The sequence below is a fragment of the Pseudomonas nunensis genome (assembly GCF_024296925.1).
GTDB classification, from domain to species: domain Bacteria; phylum Pseudomonadota; class Gammaproteobacteria; order Pseudomonadales; family Pseudomonadaceae; genus Aquipseudomonas; species Aquipseudomonas nunensis.
In genome coordinates, this window is record NZ_CP101125.1 from 7,266,163 (window position 1) to 7,285,558 (window position 19,396).

At 59.6% G+C, this 19,396-nt stretch carries 19 protein-coding genes and 4 tRNA genes; 10 read left to right on the forward strand and 13 right to left on the reverse strand.

What is annotated here, in order from left to right:
- Position 1: 1 nt before the first annotated feature.
- The 3 genes from NK667_RS32215 to NK667_RS32225 form a co-directional block, all read right to left on the reverse strand.
- Positions 2-1,591: a sensor histidine kinase gene (locus NK667_RS32215; protein WP_054616658.1), complete on the reverse strand. Its 1,590-nt coding sequence runs from the start codon at positions 1,589-1,591 to the stop codon at positions 2-4.
- On the reverse strand, positions 1,581-1,814 hold the full coding sequence (locus NK667_RS32220; RefSeq protein ID WP_054051339.1) for a PP0621 family protein: 234 nt from the start codon (positions 1,812-1,814) through the stop codon (positions 1,581-1,583). Before NK667_RS32220 ends, NK667_RS32215 begins: the two co-directional genes overlap by 11 nt.
- A 125-nt stretch (positions 1,815-1,939) precedes the next feature.
- The gene (locus tag NK667_RS32225; RefSeq protein ID WP_054051337.1) at positions 1,940-2,962 is read right to left on the reverse strand and encodes an outer membrane protein assembly factor BamD; all 1,023 of its coding nucleotides are present in this window, start codon (positions 2,960-2,962) and stop codon (positions 1,940-1,942) included.
- 151 nt (positions 2,963-3,113) lie between these two features.
- Here NK667_RS32225 and rluD point away from each other — a divergent pair, with 151 nt between their 5' ends.
- From rluD to NK667_RS32265, 8 genes are all read left to right on the forward strand, one after another.
- A complete protein-coding gene (rluD, locus tag NK667_RS32230; protein WP_054051336.1) occupies positions 3,114-4,076 on the forward strand; it encodes a 23S rRNA pseudouridine(1911/1915/1917) synthase RluD in 963 nt (320 codons plus the stop codon).
- Entirely contained in the window at positions 4,073-4,798 is a 726-nt protein-coding gene (gene pgeF, locus NK667_RS32235) for a peptidoglycan editing factor PgeF (protein ID WP_054616657.1), read from the forward strand. Before rluD ends, pgeF begins: the two co-directional genes overlap by 4 nt.
- 131 nt (positions 4,799-4,929) lie before the next feature.
- Positions 4,930-7,494, forward strand: coding sequence for an ATP-dependent chaperone ClpB (gene clpB / locus NK667_RS32240; protein WP_054051331.1), 2,565 nt, complete (start codon positions 4,930-4,932; stop codon positions 7,492-7,494).
- A 298-nt stretch (positions 7,495-7,792) separates the two neighbouring features.
- Positions 7,793-7,868: transfer RNA gene (locus NK667_RS32245), tRNA-Asn, on the forward strand.
- Positions 7,869-7,877: 9 nt separating this feature from the next.
- A tRNA-Pro gene (locus tag NK667_RS32250) sits at positions 7,878-7,954 on the forward strand.
- A gap of 5 nt (positions 7,955-7,959) precedes the next feature.
- Positions 7,960-8,035 (forward strand) — tRNA-Lys (locus NK667_RS32255).
- A gap of 96 nt (positions 8,036-8,131) precedes the next feature.
- Positions 8,132-8,208: transfer RNA gene (locus tag NK667_RS32260), tRNA-Pro, on the forward strand.
- A 153-nt stretch (positions 8,209-8,361) separates the two neighbouring features.
- Complete coding sequence (locus NK667_RS32265; RefSeq protein ID WP_054616656.1) at positions 8,362-9,987, forward strand: methyl-accepting chemotaxis protein; 1,626 nt, start codon at positions 8,362-8,364, stop codon at positions 9,985-9,987.
- 64 nt (positions 9,988-10,051) lie between these two features.
- Here NK667_RS32265 and NK667_RS32270 read toward each other — a convergent pair whose 3' ends face one another.
- From NK667_RS32270 to NK667_RS32290, 5 genes are all read right to left on the reverse strand, one after another.
- Positions 10,052-10,450, reverse strand: coding sequence for an HvfA family oxazolone/thioamide-modified RiPP metallophore (locus tag NK667_RS32270; RefSeq protein WP_054616655.1), 399 nt, complete (start codon positions 10,448-10,450; stop codon positions 10,052-10,054).
- Positions 10,451-10,766: 316 nt separating this feature from the next.
- Positions 10,767-12,065 (reverse strand): NAD(P)/FAD-dependent oxidoreductase, encoded by a 1,299-nt coding sequence (locus NK667_RS32275; RefSeq protein ID WP_054051324.1) that lies wholly within the window; start codon positions 12,063-12,065, stop codon positions 10,767-10,769.
- Positions 12,066-12,125: 60 nt separating this feature from the next.
- A complete protein-coding gene (locus tag NK667_RS32280) occupies positions 12,126-12,299 on the reverse strand; it encodes a DUF3094 family protein (RefSeq protein ID WP_054051322.1) in 174 nt (57 codons plus the stop codon).
- Between the two features lie 54 nt (positions 12,300-12,353).
- Positions 12,354-12,881 (reverse strand): MOSC domain-containing protein, encoded by a 528-nt coding sequence (locus NK667_RS32285; protein WP_054616654.1) that lies wholly within the window; start codon positions 12,879-12,881, stop codon positions 12,354-12,356.
- The gene (locus NK667_RS32290; RefSeq protein ID WP_008154887.1) at positions 12,878-13,504 is read right to left on the reverse strand and encodes a DUF1780 domain-containing protein; all 627 of its coding nucleotides are present in this window, start codon (positions 13,502-13,504) and stop codon (positions 12,878-12,880) included. Before NK667_RS32290 ends, NK667_RS32285 begins: the two co-directional genes overlap by 4 nt.
- Positions 13,505-13,638: 134 nt before the next feature.
- Here NK667_RS32290 and NK667_RS32295 point away from each other — a divergent pair, with 134 nt between their 5' ends.
- Positions 13,639-14,328 carry an energy-coupling factor ABC transporter permease gene (locus NK667_RS32295; protein ID WP_054051318.1) on the forward strand — a complete coding sequence of 230 codons (690 nt, stop codon included), beginning with the start codon at positions 13,639-13,641 and terminating at the stop codon, positions 14,326-14,328.
- Between the two features lie 63 nt (positions 14,329-14,391).
- On the forward strand, positions 14,392-14,607 hold the full coding sequence (locus NK667_RS32300; RefSeq protein ID WP_008033212.1) for a hypothetical protein: 216 nt from the start codon (positions 14,392-14,394) through the stop codon (positions 14,605-14,607).
- A gap of 22 nt (positions 14,608-14,629) precedes the next feature.
- Here the strand turns inward: NK667_RS32300 and yacG are convergent, their stop codons facing one another.
- Genes yacG through pilB form a run of 5 tightly spaced genes read right to left on the reverse strand, consistent with a single transcriptional unit; the run spans position 14,630 to position 19,241 of the window.
- Positions 14,630-14,830, reverse strand: a complete 201-nt coding sequence (gene yacG / locus NK667_RS32305; protein WP_054051315.1) for a DNA gyrase inhibitor YacG — start codon at positions 14,828-14,830, stop codon at positions 14,630-14,632.
- Complete coding sequence (gene coaE, locus NK667_RS32310; protein WP_054616653.1) at positions 14,827-15,450, reverse strand: dephospho-CoA kinase; 624 nt, start codon at positions 15,448-15,450, stop codon at positions 14,827-14,829. Before coaE ends, yacG begins: the two co-directional genes overlap by 4 nt.
- Entirely contained in the window at positions 15,447-16,319 is an 873-nt protein-coding gene (locus NK667_RS32315; RefSeq protein ID WP_054616652.1) for a prepilin peptidase, read from the reverse strand. The genes coaE and NK667_RS32315 overlap by 4 nt, the downstream gene beginning before the upstream one ends.
- A 1-nt stretch (position 16,320) precedes the next feature.
- A complete protein-coding gene (locus NK667_RS32320; RefSeq protein WP_054616651.1) occupies positions 16,321-17,538 on the reverse strand; it encodes a type II secretion system F family protein in 1,218 nt (405 codons plus the stop codon).
- A 2-nt stretch (positions 17,539-17,540) separates the two neighbouring features.
- A complete protein-coding gene (pilB, locus tag NK667_RS32325) occupies positions 17,541-19,241 on the reverse strand; it encodes a type IV-A pilus assembly ATPase PilB (RefSeq protein ID WP_054616650.1) in 1,701 nt (566 codons plus the stop codon).
- Positions 19,242-19,396: the final 155 nt, after the last annotated feature.

Sequence of the window (19,396 nt, forward strand, 5' to 3'; positions counted from 1 at the left end):
TTCAACTTTGTTTCCGTCCGTGTGCAAAGGTGATGCGAAAGCAGCCGCCGCCTTGGCGTGGTTTGAAGTCTAGGCGGGCCTGGTTGCTTTCGCACAGCTCACGGGACAGATAAAGCCCCAGGCCAGTGCCCTGGCTACTGGTGGTGAAGAAGGGTTCGAACAAGTGCGCCTGCTGGTCCGGCGCCACACCGGGGCCGTTGTCCAGTACTTCGAGGACTGGCAGTTGGCTGTCGGCGTCGACAAACAGCTCCAGCCAGACCTCGGCCGTTTCATGGATCAAGCTGCTGTGACGCCAGGCATTGCGCAATAAATTGTCGAGAATCTGCGTCAGCTGATTCGGGTCCATCAACGTTTTGAAGTGGCCCATGCCGATGCGCAGGTGAATTTGCTGGCCTTCGGTCGCGGCCTCGCGGGTTTCAGCGACGTATTGCTCGAGCCACGGCTTCAGATCGAGCCGTTGCGGTGCGGTTTGCTGGCGGCGGGACAGTTGCAGGACGTTTTCGATAACCCGATTCATTCGCTGAGAGTGGTCTTGGATAATCTGGGTCAGACGCCGATCCGCGCCGTTCAGTTCCTCGGACTCCAGCAGCAACTGCGCGGCATGACTAACGGCGCCCAGCGGATTACGGATCTCGTGGGCGATCCCGGCGGTCAGGCGACCCAGGGCAGCGAGTTTCAATTGCTGTGCCTGCTGGGCGATCTGGGCGAGGTCTTCGAGAAAGATCAGGGTCTGATGGTGCGGGCTCTGGTCCAGGGCGATGAAGCTCGGCTGCAGTTCCAGGCCGGAGCGGGCGATCTTCAAGCTCTGAGGGCGCAAGGTCGGGTTGTTGAGCCACAGTTGCAGGCGCTCGACCAGGATCGGCGAGTATTCATCGATCAGCTGGCCTTCGAGGCGCTCCTGACCCAGCAGTGACAGGGCGCTGTGGTTGGCCAGTTGTACCCGCCGCTGCTCATCGAGCACCAGAATCCCGGTGCGCATGCGCTGCAGGATCAGGGCGTTGAGGGCTTCGAGGCTGACGACCTCACTGGCGCGCTGCTCGGCGAGGTGTTCGCTGACTTCCAGGCGTCGAATCAAACCTTGCACCAGCAACGCGGCGGCAAAGCACAGGGCGCCGAGGGTGCCGGCTTGCAGGTAGTCACTGGGGCTGGTGGGGCGGGTGAAGCTGAGCAGGAAGCTCAAGCCGACAATGCCAAGGGCCGCGACCGCCGCAATCAACAGGCCGATACGCCCGCGCAACAGGGTGTTGCCGATGGCCACCGACACAATCAGCAAGTTGCCAATGGCGCTGGCCACACCGCCGGCGGCATAGAACAGGCCGCACAGCAGCAAGACGTCGACCAGCGTCAGGCTGAACAACTGCGCCGGGCGCCGGGTGTTCTCCAGGAACACCACCAGCAGGATGTTCAGCACCAGGTACAACCAGCTGCCACTGCGCAGCAGATCGTTATTGGCGAACGTCAGCAACTGGTTGTCCATGTTGCTGGAGATCAACAGCACCAGGGTGATACCGACGCTTAAACGGTAAAAATGATAAAGGCGCAGCAGTCGCTGGGCCTGTTTGCTGCCGGGGCTGGAGGCCTCAGCGATCACTTGAGCCCGGGCCTTGCTCGAGGTGAGCCTGGCTGCAATACCACTGTTGTTGGAGGTTCAGCGCACGGTCGCGCGGCAGGTGCACGCCACAGTGGGCGCAGCGCACCATCGGCGCCGCATCCAGCTCGGCATTGGGGCGAGGCGTGGAAGCGGATCCCTTGAACTTGCGCCAAAACCATACCGCTGCGGCAATCAGGGCGATCCAGAACAGTAAACGAACCATGGCGGGCTGCTTTTCGAATGATGATCAGGCAGTTTAGCCAAGGACATGTCAGGCGCACAGCGTAATAAATCGCGGCAATAAAAAAGGGAGACTCAAGAGTCTCCCTTTTTGCACAGCCTGTGGGGTTAGTCGAACACACCAAAGGTCATGTAGCTGAACCACGAACGGTCGCCGTTGTTGCCTTCCGCTTCGTGTTGCTCTTCCTCGATCACGTCGCCGTTTTCGTCTCTAGGCTTGAGATCGTTCGGAATCGCGTCTTTCGCGTCCTGGAACTGCTTCTGCACGTCCTGGTTGGCGCGGGTTTCACCCGGTGGCAGCGGCGGACTGGATTCGATCAGGCCCAGGGTGGCCTTGCTCAGCCACGAACGGTTATCCGCTTCGTCGACCGATGGTCTGAACTGACCGTCCACCAGGCTTGGGTGGTTCGGGTAGTTGAGCTTCAGGGTTTCGAGGCTGGTTTCGGCCAATTCGTCCAGGTGCAGACGCTGGTAGGACTCGACCATCACCGCCAGGCCGTCACCGACCGATGGGGTTTCCTGGAAGTTTTCCACCACATAACGACCACGGTTCGCGGCGGCGACGTAAGCCTGACGGGTCAGGTAGTAGTCGGCGACGTGAATCTCGTAGGAGGCCAGCAGGTTGCGCAGATAAATCATGCGCTGTTTGGCATCCGGAGAGTAGCGGCTGTTCGGGTAGCGGCTGGTCAGCTGGGCGAACTCGTTGTACGAGTCGCGGGCAGCGCCCGGGTCACGCTTGGTCATATCCAGCGGCAGGAAGCGCGCCAGCAGGCCGACGTCCTGGTCGAAGGAGGTCAGACCCTTGAGGTAATACGCGTAATCCACGTTCGGATGCTGTGGGTGCAAACGAATGAAACGCTCAGCGGCAGACTTGGCAGCCTCAGGCTCGGCGTTCTTGTAGTTGGCGTAGATGAGCTCGAGTTGAGCCTGATCAGCATAGCGCCCGAACGGATAACGCGACTCCAGCGCCTTCAGCTTGGCTGTGGCGGCGGTGTAGCTATTGTTGTCCAGATCGGTCTGAGCCTGCTGGTACAGCTCGACCTCGCTCAGGTTTTCGTCGACGACTTCCTTCGATGAGCAAGCAGCGGTCAATGCGAGGATGGCGATCAGCAGCAGGTGTTTCACTTGCATGGCGGCTTGCGTCCCTATGACGGCCGCTGTCTTGGGCGGGGCCGTCCTGTTATGATGAGCGCCCCGTTGAATAGCCTCGGGGCAAAAGACGCCGTATTTAACCACAAGCGCGCAGCCGAAACCAAAGGCTGTGCCGACGCCTAGTCTGAGCATGTCCGATAAAATTGAACTTCGCGCAGAGGTGCCGTCCGAATTGGGCGGCCAACGCCTCGATCAAGTCGCCGCACAATTATTCGCTGAGCACTCGCGCTCGCGCCTTTCCGCCTGGATCAAAGACGGCCGCCTGACTGTGGATGGGGCGGTTATCCGCCCGCGAGACATCGTTCATGGTGGTGCCATTCTTGAACTCACTGCCGAGCAGGAAGCTCAGGGCGAATGGATCGCTCAGGACATCGAGCTGGACATCGTCTACGAAGACGACGACATCCTGGTGATCAACAAGCCTGCGGGCCTGGTGGTGCATCCGGCTGCGGGCCACGCTGATGGGACCTTGCTCAACGCCTTGCTGCACCATGTGCCGGACATCGTCAATGTGCCCCGCGCCGGTATCGTGCATCGCCTGGACAAGGACACCACCGGTCTGATGGTGGTGGCCAAGACCATTCAAGCGCAGACGCAACTGGTTACACAGTTGCAGAGCCGCAGCGTCAGCCGGATCTACGAGTGCATCGTGATCGGCGTAGTGACGGCCGGTGGCAAGATCAACGCGCCGATCGGTCGTCACGGCCAGCAACGCCAGCGCATGGCGGTGATGGAAGGTGGCAAGCAAGCCGTCAGCCACTATCGCGTGCTCGAGCGTTTCCGCTCCCACACCCACGTGCGGGTGAAGCTGGAAACCGGTCGTACGCACCAGATTCGCGTGCACATGGCCCACATCAACTACCCGTTGGTCGGAGATCCTGCCTACGGCGGTCGTTTCCGCATTCCGCCGGCAGCCAGTGTGACCATGGTCGAATCGTTGAAGGCGTTTCCGCGTCAGGCACTGCACGCGCGGTTCCTGGAGCTGGATCATCCGACCACCGGTAAGCGCATGAGCTGGGAATCGCCACTGCCAGACGATTTCGTCTGGTTGCTGACCCTGCTCAAGCAAGACCGTGAGGCGTTCATCGGATGAGTGACTGGCTGATTCCCGACTGGCCTGCGCCTGCCGGGGTGAAAGCCTGCGTTACCACCCGTGCGGGCGGCGTCAGTCTGGCGCCGTTCGACAGCCTCAACCTCGGCGATCACGTCGATGACAGCCCCGAAGCCGTGGCCGAAAATCGCCGCCGCCTCACCGATCATTTCGCTATTCAACCGGCCTGGCTGCAACAGGTTCACGGCATTGTCGTGGCTCATGCAGACCCGAGTCAGGTCGTCACGGCCGACGCCAGTTGGACGCAAACCCCCGGCATCGCCTGTGCGGCGATGACTGCCGACTGCCTGCCCGCATTATTTTGCGACCGTGCCGGCACTCGTGTTGCGGCGGCCCATGCCGGTTGGCGTGGATTGGCTGCAGGTGTGCTGGAGGCGACTCTCGACACTTTGGCCGTGGCGCCGGAAGACGTATTGGTCTGGCTCGGCCCGGCCATCGGTCCGCAAGCCTTTGAAGTCGGCCCGGAAGTCCGGGAAGTCTTCATTCAGCAACTGCCTGAAGCGGCCAAAGCCTTCGTCCCGAGCCAGAACGCCGGCAAGTTCATGGCCGACATCTATGAGCTGGCGCGTTTACGCCTTGCGGCCCGTGGTGTCACCGCTGTTTATGGTGGCGGTTTCTGCACCGTGACCGATCCTCGCTTCTTTTCTTACCGCCGCAGTCCACGCACTGGTCGGTTTGCCTCCCTGATCTGGCTCGAACGCTAGACTTCCCTGATCTACATCAACTGTACGACGCTTGAAACTCCCAGAATCGACCGCATCTATAACGGTATCTGGCAGGTTTCTTCATTCAGGATGGTTTCTTAGGTCCGGCCTGCTCAAAAGGAAGGTGACCCATGCGTATAGACCGTTTAACCAGTAAATTGCAGTTAGCCCTCTCCGACGCCCAATCCCTGGCCGTCGGCCTCGATCATCCGGGCATTGAACCGGCGCACTTGATGCAAGCGATGCTTGAACAACAGGGTGGTTCGATCAAACCTCTGTTGATGCAAGTGGGCTTTGACGTCAACAGCCTGCGCAAAGAGCTGACCAAAGAGCTCGATCAACTGCCGAAAATCCAGAACCCGACCGGCGACGTCAATATGTCGCAGGATCTGGCGCGTCTGCTCAATCAGGCCGATCGCCTGGCCCAGCAGAAGGGTGATCAATTTATCTCCAGCGAGCTGGTGTTGCTCGCCGCCATGGATGACAACAGCAAGCTTGGCAAGCTGTTGCTCGGCCAGGGCGTGAGCAAGAAAGCCCTGGAAAACGCGATCAACAACCTGCGTGGCGGCGAAGCGGTCAACGACGCCAACCACGAAGAGTCGCGTCAGGCGCTGGATAAATACACCGTCGACCTGACCAAGCGCGCCGAAGAAGGCAAGCTCGATCCGGTGATCGGCCGTGACGATGAAATTCGCCGGACCATTCAGGTCCTGCAACGCCGTACCAAGAACAACCCGGTGCTGATCGGTGAGCCTGGCGTGGGTAAAACCGCCATCGCCGAAGGCCTGGCCCAGCGCATCATCAACGGCGAAGTGCCGGATGGCCTCAAGGGCAAACGCCTGTTGTCCCTGGACATGGGCTCGCTGATTGCCGGTGCCAAGTATCGCGGTGAGTTTGAAGAGCGCCTTAAATCCCTGCTCAATGAACTGTCGAAGCAGGAAGGGCAGATCATTCTGTTTATCGACGAACTGCACACCATGGTCGGCGCCGGCAAAGGCGAAGGCTCGATGGACGCCGGCAATATGCTCAAGCCGGCATTGGCACGCGGCGAACTGCACTGCGTTGGCGCAACCACGCTCAACGAGTACCGCCAATATATAGAGAAGGACGCGGCCCTCGAGCGGCGATTCCAGAAAGTGCTGGTGGAAGAGCCGAGCGAAGAAGACACCATCGCGATCCTGCGTGGCCTCAAAGAGCGTTATGAGGTTCACCACAAAGTAGCGATCACCGACGGCGCGATCATTGCGGCGGCCAAACTCAGCCATCGCTACATCACCGACCGTCAGTTGCCGGACAAGGCCATCGACCTGATCGACGAAGCCGCCAGCCGCATCCGCATGGAGATCGACTCCAAGCCGGAAGTGCTCGATCGTCTGGAGCGTCGCCTGATCCAGTTGAAGGTGGAATCCCAGGCGCTGAAGAAAGAAAGTGACGACGCGGCGAAGAAACGCCTGGAAAAACTCCAGGAAGAAATCGTTCGCCTAGAACGTGAGTATTCGGACCTCGAGGAAATCTGGAATTCGGAGAAAGCCGAAGTCCAGGGGTCGGCGCAGATCCAGCAGAAAATCGAACAGTCCCGTCAGGAACTGGAAGCCGCCCGCCGCAAAGGCGACCTGAACCGCATGGCCGAGCTGCAATACGGGATCATCCCGGACCTGGAGCGCAGCCTGCAAATGGTCGACCAGCACGGCAAAAGCGAGAACCAGTTGCTGCGCAGCAAGGTGACTGAAGAAGAGATCGCGGAAGTCGTGTCGAAATGGACCGGCATCCCTGTGTCGAAAATGCTCGAAGGCGAGCGCGACAAGCTGATGAAGATGGAAAGCCTGTTGCACCAGCGTGTAATCGGCCAGAACGAAGCGGTGATCGCGGTTTCCAACGCGGTGCGGCGTTCGCGGGCCGGGTTGTCCGACCCGAACCGTCCGAGCGGTTCGTTCATGTTCCTCGGCCCGACCGGCGTCGGTAAAACCGAGCTGTGCAAGGCGCTAGCCGAATTCCTCTTTGATACTGAGGAGGCGATGATTCGCATCGACATGTCCGAGTTCATGGAGAAACATTCCGTGGCCCGACTGATCGGCGCACCACCAGGCTACGTAGGCTATGAAGAGGGCGGTTACCTGACCGAGGCGGTGCGTCGCAAGCCTTATTCGGTGATCCTCCTGGACGAGGTCGAGAAGGCCCACCCGGACGTGTTCAACATCTTGCTGCAAGTGCTGGAAGATGGCCGATTGACCGACAGCCATGGCCGCACGGTGGATTTCAAGAACACCGTGATTGTCATGACCTCCAACCTCGGTTCGGTGCAGATCCAGGAACTGGTGGGTGATCGTGAAGCGCAACGTGCAGCGGTGATGGATGCGATTTCCACGCACTTCCGGCCGGAGTTCATCAACCGGGTCGACGAAGTGGTGATCTTCGAGCCGCTGGCCCGGGATCAGATCGCCGGCATCACCGAGATCCAGTTGGGTCGCCTGCGCAGTCGCCTGACCGAGCGCGAGCTGAAACTGGAGCTCAGCCCTGAGGCGATGGATAAGTTGATCGCCGTCGGCTACGACCCGGTGTATGGCGCACGGCCGCTCAAACGAGCGATCCAGCGCTGGATCGAGAACCCGCTGGCACAGCTGATTCTGTCCGGGCGATTCATGCCAGGCGAGACCGCTGTCGGCCGTGTGGAAAACGACGAAATCGTTTTCGACTGAGGCGTAATGCCAGTGAAATAAAGAAGGCCTCGCATTGCGAGGCCTTTTTTTCGCCAGGCTGTTGAACTCAAAGGAAAAGGCTTGTAAAGTGCGCCCCGCAGTAAGTCACCCGGAAGGGTTTCTGCTCCCCAAGCGGAAATCTGAAATAAGTTGCAAATCATTAACTTGAATGCAATTTAGGGGGTTGACAGAGGTGCTTAAGATTGTAGAATAGCGCGCCTCAGACACACGAACGCAGCGATGCGAACGGGTCGAAGAGACGCAGTAAGCTTCACCGTTGTAAATTGAAATATGTAGTTCCGTGATAGCTCAGTCGGTAGAGCAAATGACTGTTAATCATTGGGTCCCAGGTTCGAGTCCTGGTCACGGAGCCAATTTCAAACCGGGGTATAGCGCAGTCCGGTAGCGCGCCTGCTTTGGGAGCAGGATGTCAGGAGTTCGAATCCCCTTACCCCGACCATTTTTGGGTCGTTAGCTCAGTTGGTAGAGCAGTTGGCTTTTAACCAATTGGTCGTAGGTTCGAATCCCACACGACCCACCATTTTTGAAACCAGTTAACGCTGGGGTCAGATCTTAAGATCAGAGGCCAAAAGCGCTGATCGAAGAAGGCGACTTGTGAAGGTCGCCTTTTTTTTACCGGGGTATAGCGCAGTCCGGTAGCGCGCCTGCTTTGGGAGCAGGATGTCAGGAGTTCGAATCCCCTTACCCCGACCATATTAAAAATCCTCGTATCGAAAGATACGGGGATTTTTTTGTCTTCGAAAAAGTGCAATCCCTCTTCAAGTCATCATACAACTTGCCGATAACGAGCGAACGGGGCGCATACAGCGCGTCCATTTCCAGCCATAAAAACAAAAGGCGCTCGTTATGTTGCTTCGTCAGCTGAATATTGCCCCCCGTGCGGCACTGGGGTTTGCCCTGATTGCGGTGCTGGTGGCGTTGCTCGGGGTGTTCGCACTGGGGCAGATGTCGAGCATTCGAGACAGTGAGGTGGCGGTTGAAAGCCAATGGTTGCCGAGCATCCGTGGTGGCGATGAAATCCGCGAGATCATGCTGCGCATCCGCACCATCTCCCTGCGCATGGCCCTGGATCAGGACCCGAAGAACATTCCCCAGTACCGCAGCCAGATGGACACCCGGGACAAGGAGCTGAGCGACAAGATTGCTGCCTACGACAAACTGGTCAACACCGCTGAAGGCAAGCAGTTGTATGACCAGTTCAAGAGCACCTTCGCCGCTTACCGCTCGGGTATCGCCCAATCGTTCACCCTGGCCGAGCAGGGCCGTCGCGATGAGCTGACCAAACTGCTGCTGGTGGACATGAAGACCGTGGTCGATGGCTCCGGCAAACAGCTGAATGACCTGGCGGACCTGTTCGCCAAACAAGTCGCCGCCGAAAGCCAGAAATCTGCGGCGCACTACGAAACCTCGCGCACCATCGTCAGTCTGTTCATCGGCCTGGCGGCGCTGGCCACCGTCGGCCTGGCGATGTTGCTGACCCGCAGCATCGTGCGTCCCTTGAATGAAGCGGTAAACGCTGCGGAAAACGTGGCCCGGGGCGATCTGACCAACCCGATCGAAACCCATGGCAGCGATGAAGTCAGCCGTTTGCTCAAGGCGCTGGCGACCATGCAGCAGAATTTGCGTGAAACCCTGCAAGGCATCAGCGGCTCGGCCACCCAACTGGCCACGGCGGCGGATGAATTGAACGCGGTCACCCTCGACAGTACTCAGGGCCTGCAACAGCAAAACAACGAAATCGAACAAGCGGCCACGGCGGTCAACGAGATGACCACCGCTGTGGAGGAAGTCGCACGCAACGCGGTGTCTACGTCCGACGCTACGCGTCAGTCCAGCGAGTCGGCGCACCTGGGCCAGGAACGCGTCAGCGAAACCGCCAGCGCGATCAGCGCTCTTGCCAGCGACGTACAGCACACCGGTGAGTTGGTGCAGTCCCTGGCCAATCAATCCCAGAATATCGGCAAGGTGCTGGACGTGATTCGCGCCATCGCCGAGCAAACCAACCTGCTGGCGCTCAACGCTGCGATTGAAGCGGCGCGGGCGGGGGAGAGTGGTCGCGGTTTTGCGGTGGTGGCCGACGAAGTGCGGGCGTTGGCGCACCGCACCCAGCAATCGACCCAGGAAATCGAACAAATGGTCCAGGGCATGCGCAGCGGCTCGACCTTGGCGCTGGATTCCATGCAAGCCAGCGCTTCCCGGGCTGCCAGCACGCTGGTTTTGGCCGAGCGCGCTGGCGAGGCCTTGCAGACCATCACCGCGTCGGTGCATGAGATTCACGAGCGCAACCTGGTGATCGCCAGCGCCGCCGAAGAACAGGCGCAAGTGGCAAGGGAAGTCGATCGCAACCTGGTGAATATCCGCGACCTGTCGGTACGCTCCGCCGCCGGTGCCGATCAGACCAGCGCCTCCAGCCATGAGCTGTCAAAACTGGCCAATGCCCTGCAGGGCATGGTGCAACGCTTTCGCGTGTAAATCTGTCAGGCACAAAAAAGCCGCGCTTCCCGTCGAGGGATGCGCGGCTTGTTTGTTCTGAGGCTTAGGCGCCGTCTTGGTCTTTCAGGTGTTCGAACAGGCCTTTTGGCATTTTCTTGCCGTTGGCTTCGAAGTTGGCTTTCACGTTGTTGTAAGCCTCTTGCTCGTCGATGAAACCGTCATGGTTGGTGTCGATCTTGTCGAAGTTGGACTTCGGCGCGACGGCCTGGAATTCGGCACGGGATACTTTGCCGTCGCCATCGGTGTCGGTCTTGGCCATCGACGCATCGCCGCACTTGCCTTCGCCACACTTGCCTTCAGGGGTTTTCACCGTTTGCTCGGCCGATGCCAGCAGGTAGCCTTGGGTCAGTGGCTGGGCCGCGAATACGGAACCAGTCAACATCATGCCACCGGCTAAAACAGCGCCGAGCAGACCGATAGTGTTTTTAGTAGTACGGGACATTTGAAATCTCCTGGGTTGCACGACACAACCGCTCGATAAAGGATGCCGCGTAGTGCGGCGTTAACCGAAGCAGGCGGTGCCTTGCTCGGGTGTGGCCATTTAGCCGGGCGGGTGTATCGCTACTGTGTCGTGCAAGGGGGAGTTTGTAAGCGAAGGGGCAAAATCGTGGGGCGGGATACAGTGAGACACACATCCAAGAGTTGATGCAGAACAAATGTGGGAGCGGGCTTGCTCGCGAAGGCGGTGTGTCATTCAACAGTGATGTCGACTGACACTCCCTCCTCGCGAGCAAGCCCGCTCCCACAGGGGGTTTGTGTTAATGCAATTTAAGGCGCGGCTCAGTCCCACGCCCAATTTTGCTACCCAGCATCAACATCGCCGTGCGAAACGCGCCATACAACGCCATCTGGTGCATCCGGTACAGCGACACGTAAAACATCCGCGCCAGCCAGCCTTCCAGCATCACGCTGCCGGTGAGGTTGCCCATCAAGTTACCCACAGCCGAAAAACGCGACAGCGAGATCAGCGAACCGTAGTCGGTGTATTTGTATTCCGGCAACGCCTTGCCTTCGATCCGCAGCTTCAGGGATTTGGCCAGCAACGACGCCTGTTGATGCGCAGCCTGGGCGCGTGGCGGTACATTGCGGTCGGTGCCCGGTTGCGGGCAGGCGGCGCAGTCACCGAAGGCGAAGATGTTCTCGTCGCGGGTGGTTTGCAGGGTTGGCAGCACCTGCAGTTGATTGATGCGGTTGGTTTCCAGGCCATCGATGTCCTTGAGGAAACCCGGTGCACGAATCCCGGCGGCCCAGACTTTCAGGCTGGCGTTGATCACCTTGCCATCGGCGGTGATCAGGCTTTCGGCCGTGACTTCGCTGACCGCCGCGTTGGTCATCACGTTGACCCCGAGTTTCTCCAGGGTTTTATGCACAGGTCCGCCGATGCGTTCCGGCAGGGCTGGCAGCACCCGAGGCCCGGCTTCGATCAGGGTGATGTGCATGTTTTCCGGTTTGATCCGGTCCAGACCGTAAGCCGCCAGTTCATGCGCAGCGTTGTGCAGTTCTGCCGCCAGCTCAACGCCGGTAGCACCAGCGCCGACGATGGCCACGCTGATCTGTTCCACCACATCGGTTTGCCCGGCATGGGCGCGCAGATAGTGGTTGAGCAGTTGTTGATGGAAACGCTCGGCCTGTTTGCGGGTGTCGAGGAACAGGCAGTGTTGCGCCGCGCCCTGGGTGCCGAAATCGTTGGTGGTGCTGCCGACCGCGATCACCAGCGAGTCGTAGCCCACTTCGCGCGCCGGGACCAGTTCAATGCCGGCTTCGTCATACGTGGCGGCCAACTGGATTTTTTTCTGTGCGCGATCAAGCCCGCTCATGCGCCCCAGCTGGAACTCGAAGTGGTTCCATTTCGCCTGGGCAACATAGTTGAGTTCGTCTTCGGAAGAGTTGAGCGACCCGGCCGCCACTTCGTGCAACAGCGGTTTCCAGATGTGGGTAAGGTTCGCGTCGACCAGCATCACACTGGCCGTGCCACGCTTGCCTAGAGTCTTACCCAGACGGGTAGCCAACTCCAGACCGCCGGCGCCGCCGCCAACGATGACAATACGATGAGTCATGGGGATATCTCGCAAGGCTAAAAGAAATCGGTGCGATTACCCGAGCGAGCGCGAGGCAGCTCATAGCGTCAGGTAACCGATAAGGCGGCTCAGCAAGCCCAAACCAATGGTCACTGCCAGCACCAGCACCAAGAGCATCCACGGCCGGAAAGGCCGGCGCTCGACTCGGTGTTGGGACAAGTGCAGGTACTCTTCGACATGCTTCTGGTCGTCTGGGTTCAGGCGGCTGGTCATATTGGGCCTCGTCAGGGGTAGACGTTGCTGAATGTGTAGAAGCTACAGGCTGATTTAACGAACGTTGAACGGAGCATAGCCGCTGTCGGGGACAGGCTCGACGCTCACCGTGTCGTCCAGTCGAATGATTCCACTTTGTAACACCCGGGCAGTGATTCCGCCATGGCCGCGAACCGCTTGAAAAGTCCCGGGGCCGAGGTTGTTTTGCAGGCGTGCGCACGGTTGGCACCAGCCCGTGGTTTCGAAAATCGCCTGGCCAATCTTGAAGCGCCGGCCCTTGAGGCTGAACAAGTTGATCCCGCTGACGACGATGTTGCGCCGCAGGTCATTCGGCAGCACCGGTTGATCGTCCGGGCGACCCATGAGCGAACTGATCACCGCCAGGTGTTCCCACTGAATCAACGTCACCTGCCGGGCATTGCGCACGCCGGGGCGGGCCTTGTCGCCGGTCAAACCGGCTTCAAGTCGAGCTTCCACGACGTCCAGTTCAATCATCGGCACATGCGACGCCGGGCGCACGCCGATCCAACGCACACGGCCGACTTGCGGGACTTCGGCAATCAACTCCTGCAATGGGCTCACAGGCTGATCCCGACATCGAAGACGATGCTGCGTCCCAGGTTGCTGCGCAGGAAGTCCGGCGCGTCGGGATGAGCGAACAGCACCCGGGCGAATGTCGGCCCGACCAGTGACAGCGAGCGCCAACCCTGGCGCAGGTATTCAGTGGGCGGAGGGAAGTGGCTGTTGAGGTCCAGCACTTCGCGCTTGAGGCTGGCGAAGGCAATGATGTCCAGTTCCCCCAGGTCCATGCCGCGTTCTTTGTAGTTGTGGGCTTTTTTGCGCAAAGTCGGCGCCAGTCTCAGCAGGAATTCATTGGCCGGAATGCGCCGGGGCTTGGCCTCGCGGCGCACCAGCGAACTGAGGGAAAACGCGCTGCGCCGGCGTTGTAGTTCGTCGCGCCATTCGTCGTTGAGGCGCCGGCCTTCGTCGAGCACGAAGAACACCTCGAAACTGGCATCGCGAAACAGCACGTCCGGCGGCTCGCCGGCAGGGGCGAATTCGTCGGCGCGATAGGGAATGTTCAGGCCTTGCAGCAGGCGCTGGCAGACCCAACGCTCACGCTCCCATTTGCGGGCATTGGACAGGAACGCGTTGGCTTGCTCGGCCGCGATGGTCAGCAGGCGTAAATAATCTGAGTCATCCATAGGCCCAAGCTTAGCGTTCAAATGCGACAAGCAGAAAGCTTTGCATCCACTGGAGGCACATTTGCGCCGGTGTATGCTGGCATGGAGCCGTAATCCAACAAGGAGTGTGTCGTGGTGTTCAAGGGGATCGCGTCATGATCGGCGCAGAGTTGCTGTCACCGCAAAGCCTGGCGGTCGGCTGGCTGATTTACGTACCCGTGGTGATCTGGGCGATTTGCCGCGCGCCGTGGGTCGAGTTATTCACCGACAGTCGCCGCCAGCATTTGCTGTTCGGCACGGTGTTCGCGCTGTTTATGTTGTGGCTGGTGCGACGGGATTTTGATACGGGCGTGTCGTATCACTTTATCGGCATGACTGCGGTGACGTTGCTGCTGGACTGGCCGCTGGCGATTCTCGGTGGGTTGATCGCGCAACTGGGCTTGGTGGCGCTCGGGCGCCAGGACCTGGCCGCCGTCGGGGTGAATGGCGCGTTGATTATTCTGCTGCCGGTGCTGGTCACCGAGTGCTGCGCGATCCTGGTCGAGCGTGCGCAACCGCGTAATCCATTTGTGTATATCTTCGTTTCCGGTTTCTTTGCAGCAGCGCTGTCGGCGTTGCTGTGCCTGCTGCTGGCGCTGACATGGCTGTGGTTCGACGAACGTTTCGCGATGCCGTACTGGCTGGAAGATTTTGTCGGCTATCTGTGGCTGCTGATTTTTCCCGAAGCGTTTATCAACGGCATGATCATCAGCGCGCTGGTGGTATTCAGTCCCGAGTGGCTGGAGACGTTCAACCGCACTCGCTACCTGTCGGCGCCGTGGAAGGACGACGATCCCAAGTCTTGATCCACATCAAACCGGTTTGACGCTCGCCAACTCATGCTCGGCAAAACCTTCAGGAGCATCGAAATGAGCGTCTACGAATGGGCAAGGCAGGAGTTGCGTCACAGTCTGGATGCGGCGCAGGAAGTGGGGTTTGATCCGGGGTTGAGCCTGCGCGCCTTGCTCAGTGCGGTGGTGCAACAGAGCAAGGCCGTGCGCAGTGTCGAGGATCTGGCGGATGAGTTGCAGTTTCTCGCCGAGAACCTCGATGACGGTCAGGACTACGGTTTTATGCGGCCCTGATGCCTGTGGATAAAGACGGAAGTCAGTGACGCGGTTCGAAGTCTTCGCTGAACAGGTCGTCCTCGGCATCCGGGCTCACCGGGATCTTGTGTTCTTCCGACGCCCAGGCACCCAGGTCGATCAGTTTGCAACGATCCGAACAGAAAGGCCGGTAGGTGTTGGTGGCGCTCCATTCGACAGGGGCGCCACAGGTTGGGCAATTGACGGTTGGGGTCTGGCTCATGACTGGCCTCCACGCAAAGTTAAATAAAAGTGATGCAGGCGCTCGACCTCGCTGTGCAGCCAGGCGAGGTCGCGGTCGTTGACCACCACATCGTCGGCATGGCTTACGCGGTCCTGGCGGCTGGACTGGGCCTTGAGGATCGCCTGGACCTGTTGCTCGCTGATCTGGTCGCGCTGCAGGGTGCGTTCGATCTGCAGTTGTTCCGGGACGTCGATCACCAGCACCCGTTGGGTCATGGCGTATTGGCCGGACTCGATCAACAGCGGCGACACCAGAATCGCATACGGCGATTTTGCCTTGGCCAGATGCTCGACGATTTCCTCGGCGATCAGCGGATGCAGCAGCGCTTCGAGCCAGCGGCGTTCTTCCGGGACTTCGAAGATCAGTTTGCGCAACGCCGCACGATCGAGTTGCCCGTCGGATTGCAGCACGCCAGGGCCGAAGTGCTCGGCAATTTTCGCAAGCGCCGGGCGACCCGGTTCCACCACCCAGCGCGCCGCGTGATCAGCATCGACCACGTGCACACCGAGGTCGATGAAGTGCTGGGCCGCCGCGCTTTTGCCGCTGCCGATGCCGCCGGTCAGGCCGAGAATCCAGGGTTTTTCCACAGGGGTATTCATTTCAAACCGACAAACTGCCAATAGAAGTCGGTTATTTGACCACCCCAGAGCAACGCAATCCAGCCGGCAATTGCCAGATAGGGCCCGAAAGGGATCGGCGTCGAAGTTTTCGCGTCACGCAAGCGCAGCAAAATCACCCCAAGGATGGCCCCCACCAGCGATGACAAGAGCAGGGTCAGCGGCAGCACTTGCCACCCACCCCAGGCCCCGAGCATTGCCAGCAGCTTGAAGTCGCCGTGGCCGATGCCGTCCTTGCCGGTGATCAGTTTGAACAGCCAGAACACCGACCACAGCACCAGGTAACCGGCCACCGCACCCCACAATGCATCGTGCAACGGCACGAACAGCTCGAAGCTGTTGACGATCAGCCCCAGCCACAACAACGGCAGCACCAGGACATCGGGCAACAGTTGATGCTCGGCATCAATCAGGCTCATCGCCAACAGGCCCCACGTCAGCACCAGCAGCAGGCCGGCAGGCCAACCGAAGCCGAACTGCCAGGCAATGAATGCCGAAAGCAGACCGCAGGCCAGTTCGGTCAGCGGATAACGCTTGCTGATCGGTGCCGCGCAGTTCGAGCAGCGCCCGCGCAGCAACACGTAACTGAGCACCGGGATGTTTTCCCAGGCGCGGATCTTCTGGGCGCAGTGCGGGCACTGGGAATGGGGCAGCATCAGGTTGTAGGTCGGCGGAGGTGTTTCGATGGGCAGGCCGAGGACGTCGTGAGCCTGCGTTCGCCATTCCCGTTCGAGCATTTTCGGCAGGCGCCAGATCACTACGTTGAGGAAGCTGCCGACCACCAGGCCGAGCACCAGCGCCGTGATGACAAAGGCCAGCGGATACAGGGTCAGGTATTCATTCAAGGGCATGTCAGATCGCTGAGCCGAGTTGGAAAATAGGCAGGTACATCGCAACTACCAGCCCGCCAACGACAACGCCGAGCACTACCATAATGAACGGCTCCATCAGGCTGGTGAGGTTGTCGACCATGTTGTCCACTTCGTCCTCGTAGAAACTCGCGACTTTGTCGAGCATGTCGTCGAGTGCGCCGGACTCTTCGCCAATGGCGGCCATCTGGATCGCCATGTTCGGGAAGACACCGGAGGTGCGCATGGCGAAATTCAGCTGCATGCCGGTCGAGACGTCCTGCTTGATGCGCAGTACCGCGCGTTTGAACACGATGTTGCCGGTGGCGCCGGCCACTGATTCGAGTGCGTCCACCAACGGCACCCCGGCGGCGAACGTGGTCGACAGCGTGCGCGCGTAACGCGCCACGGCAGACTTGTACATCAGTGCGCCCACCAGCGGCAGTTTCAGCAGCCAGGTGTCCATCCGGTCGCGAAAGGGTTGCGACTTTTTCATTGCACGACGAAAACCGAAGATCGCGGCGATCAGCGCGCCGAGCATCACCCACCACCACTCCTGCATGAACTCCGACAAGTCGATCACCATCAAGGTAAAGGACGGCAACTCGGCGCCAAACCCGGAGAACACAGTCTTGAATTGCGGCACCACTTTGACCAGCAGAATCCCCGTCACGATGATCGCGACGAACACCACGGCCAACGGATACGTCATGGCCTTCTTGATCTTGGCCTTGAGCTGCTCGCTCTTTTCTTTATAGGTGGCCACCCGATCCAGCAGGGTATCGAGTGCGCCGGCCTGTTCACCGGCATCCACCAGGTTGCAGTACAACTCGTCGAAATACTGCGGCTTCTTGCGCAGGGATGCGGCGAAGCTGTTGCCCGCGGCGACTTCCTGTTTCACCTCGTCCACCAGTTTGCGCATGGCCGGGTTGTCGAAGCCTTCGCCGATGATGTCGAACGACTGCAACAGCGGCACACCGGCCTTCATCATGGTCGCCATCTGCCGGGTGAACAGGGAAATGTCCTGGGCCTTGATGCGTTTGCCGAAGCTGAAAATCGACGCGGATTTCTTGCGCACCTTGCCCGGATTGATCCCTTGCTTGCGCAATTGGGCCTTGATCAGCGCCGGGTTCTGACCGCTCAACTCGCCGTTCATTTTCGTGCCTTTCTTGTCCGTGCCTTCCCAGGCGTACACGCTGATTTTTGCTGCCTTGACCGCCATGTTCAGTCCTTGGTGACCCGGTTGATTTCTTCAAGGCTGGTAATGCCTTGCATGGCCTTGATCAGCCCGGAAGTGCGCAGGTCGTTGAAGCCGTCCTTGCGCATCTGGATCTCGATTTCCAGGGAATTGCCTTCGGCCATGATCAGCCGTTGCAGGTCTGGCGTGTTCTTCACCACTTCATAAATCCCGATTCGCCCTTTGTAACCGTGGTTGCAGTGATCGCAACCGACGGGCTCATAGATCGTGAAAGAGCCGATGCGTTCCTCGGGGAAGCCTTCCTTGATCAGCGCTTCACGGGGAATCTCGATCGGCGTCTTGCAGTGGCTGCACAGCTTGCGCGCCAGGCGCTGGGCGATGATCAGGGTGATCGAGGTGGCGATGTTGAACCCCGGGATGCCCATGTTATGCAGGCGGGTCAGGGTTTCCGCGGCGCTGTTGGTGTGCAGGGTCGACAACACCAAGTGCCCGGTCTGGGCGGCCTTGATCGCGATTTCCGCGGTTTCAAGGTCGCGGATCTCGCCGACCATGATCACGTCCGGGTCCTGGCGCAGGAATGAGCGCAGGGCCTGGGAAAAATCCAGCCCTTGCTTGGGATTGACGTTGACCTGGTTGATGCCTTCCATGTTGATCTCCACCGGGTCTTCGGCGGTGGAAATGTTGATGTCCACGGTATTGAGAATATTCAGCCCGGTGTAGAGCGACACGGTTTTGCCCGAGCCGGTGGGGCCGGTGACCAGGATCATGCCTTGTGGCTGCTTGAGGGCGGCCATGAACAAGGCTTTCTGGTCGGGCTCGTAACCGAGGGCGTCGATGCCCATCTGGGCGCTGGACGGGTCGAGGATCCGGATCACCACTTTCTCGCCCCACAGCGTCGGCAAGGTGTTGACCCGAAAGTCGATGGACTTGCTCTTGGACAGGCGCATCTTGATCCGCCCGTCCTGAGGTTTGCGTCTTTCGGAAATGTCGAGGCTGGCCATAACCTTAAGCCGGGCTGCAATTCGCCCAGCCAGTTGAATCGGCGGTTTGGCAACTTCGCGCAGGATGCCGTCGGTGCGCATCCGTACCCGATAGGTTTTTTCGTAGGGTTCGAAGTGCAAGTCGGAAGAGCCGCTCTTGATCGCATCGAGCAGCATCTTGTGGACGAAGCGCACCACGGGCGCGTCATCGGCGTCTTGCCCGGCGATGGAGTCGTGGTTTTTATCGTCGACGGTTTCGATGTCCAGGCCATCGAGGTCCACATCGGCCATCTCTTCCAGGCCGGTGGCGTGGCTGTCGAAGAACTTTTCGATGGCGTCGCTGAGCTTGTCGTCCTCTACCAGGATGGCTTCGGTGCTCAGGCCGGTGCTGAACTGGATGTCGTTGATTGCCTGATGATTGGTCGGGTCGGAAATCCCCACGAACAGTTTATTGCCACGTCGCCAGAGGGGCAGGGCGTGGTGCTGGCGGACCAGTTTTTCGCTGACCAGCCCCTTGGGTTGGGTTTCCTTGTCCAGACAGTGGAGGTCCAGCAGGGCCATGCCGAAATGTTCCGAGGCAATCTCCGCCACTTGCCGGCTCTTCACCAGTTTGTTCTGCACCAGGTAGCTGACCAGGGAAATACGATTGCGTTGGGCTTGCTGAAACGCCTGTTGCGCGCTTTTTTCAGTGAGCAGTTCGGCCAGCACCAATTGCTTGGCCAGACCGCTAAGAGCGATGTCATTCATGGGGATACCGGACGCAGACAGTTCATGACTTATAGCCTAGTCAAGGCGAGGAACCAAACCAGTGGGGTCGAGGTGACAAAAAGTGTCAGATAGTGCGGTTACAGGGGGTAGGAAAAGGCGCTTTCGATACTTCGCGCCCCACAGCCAGGGCAGCG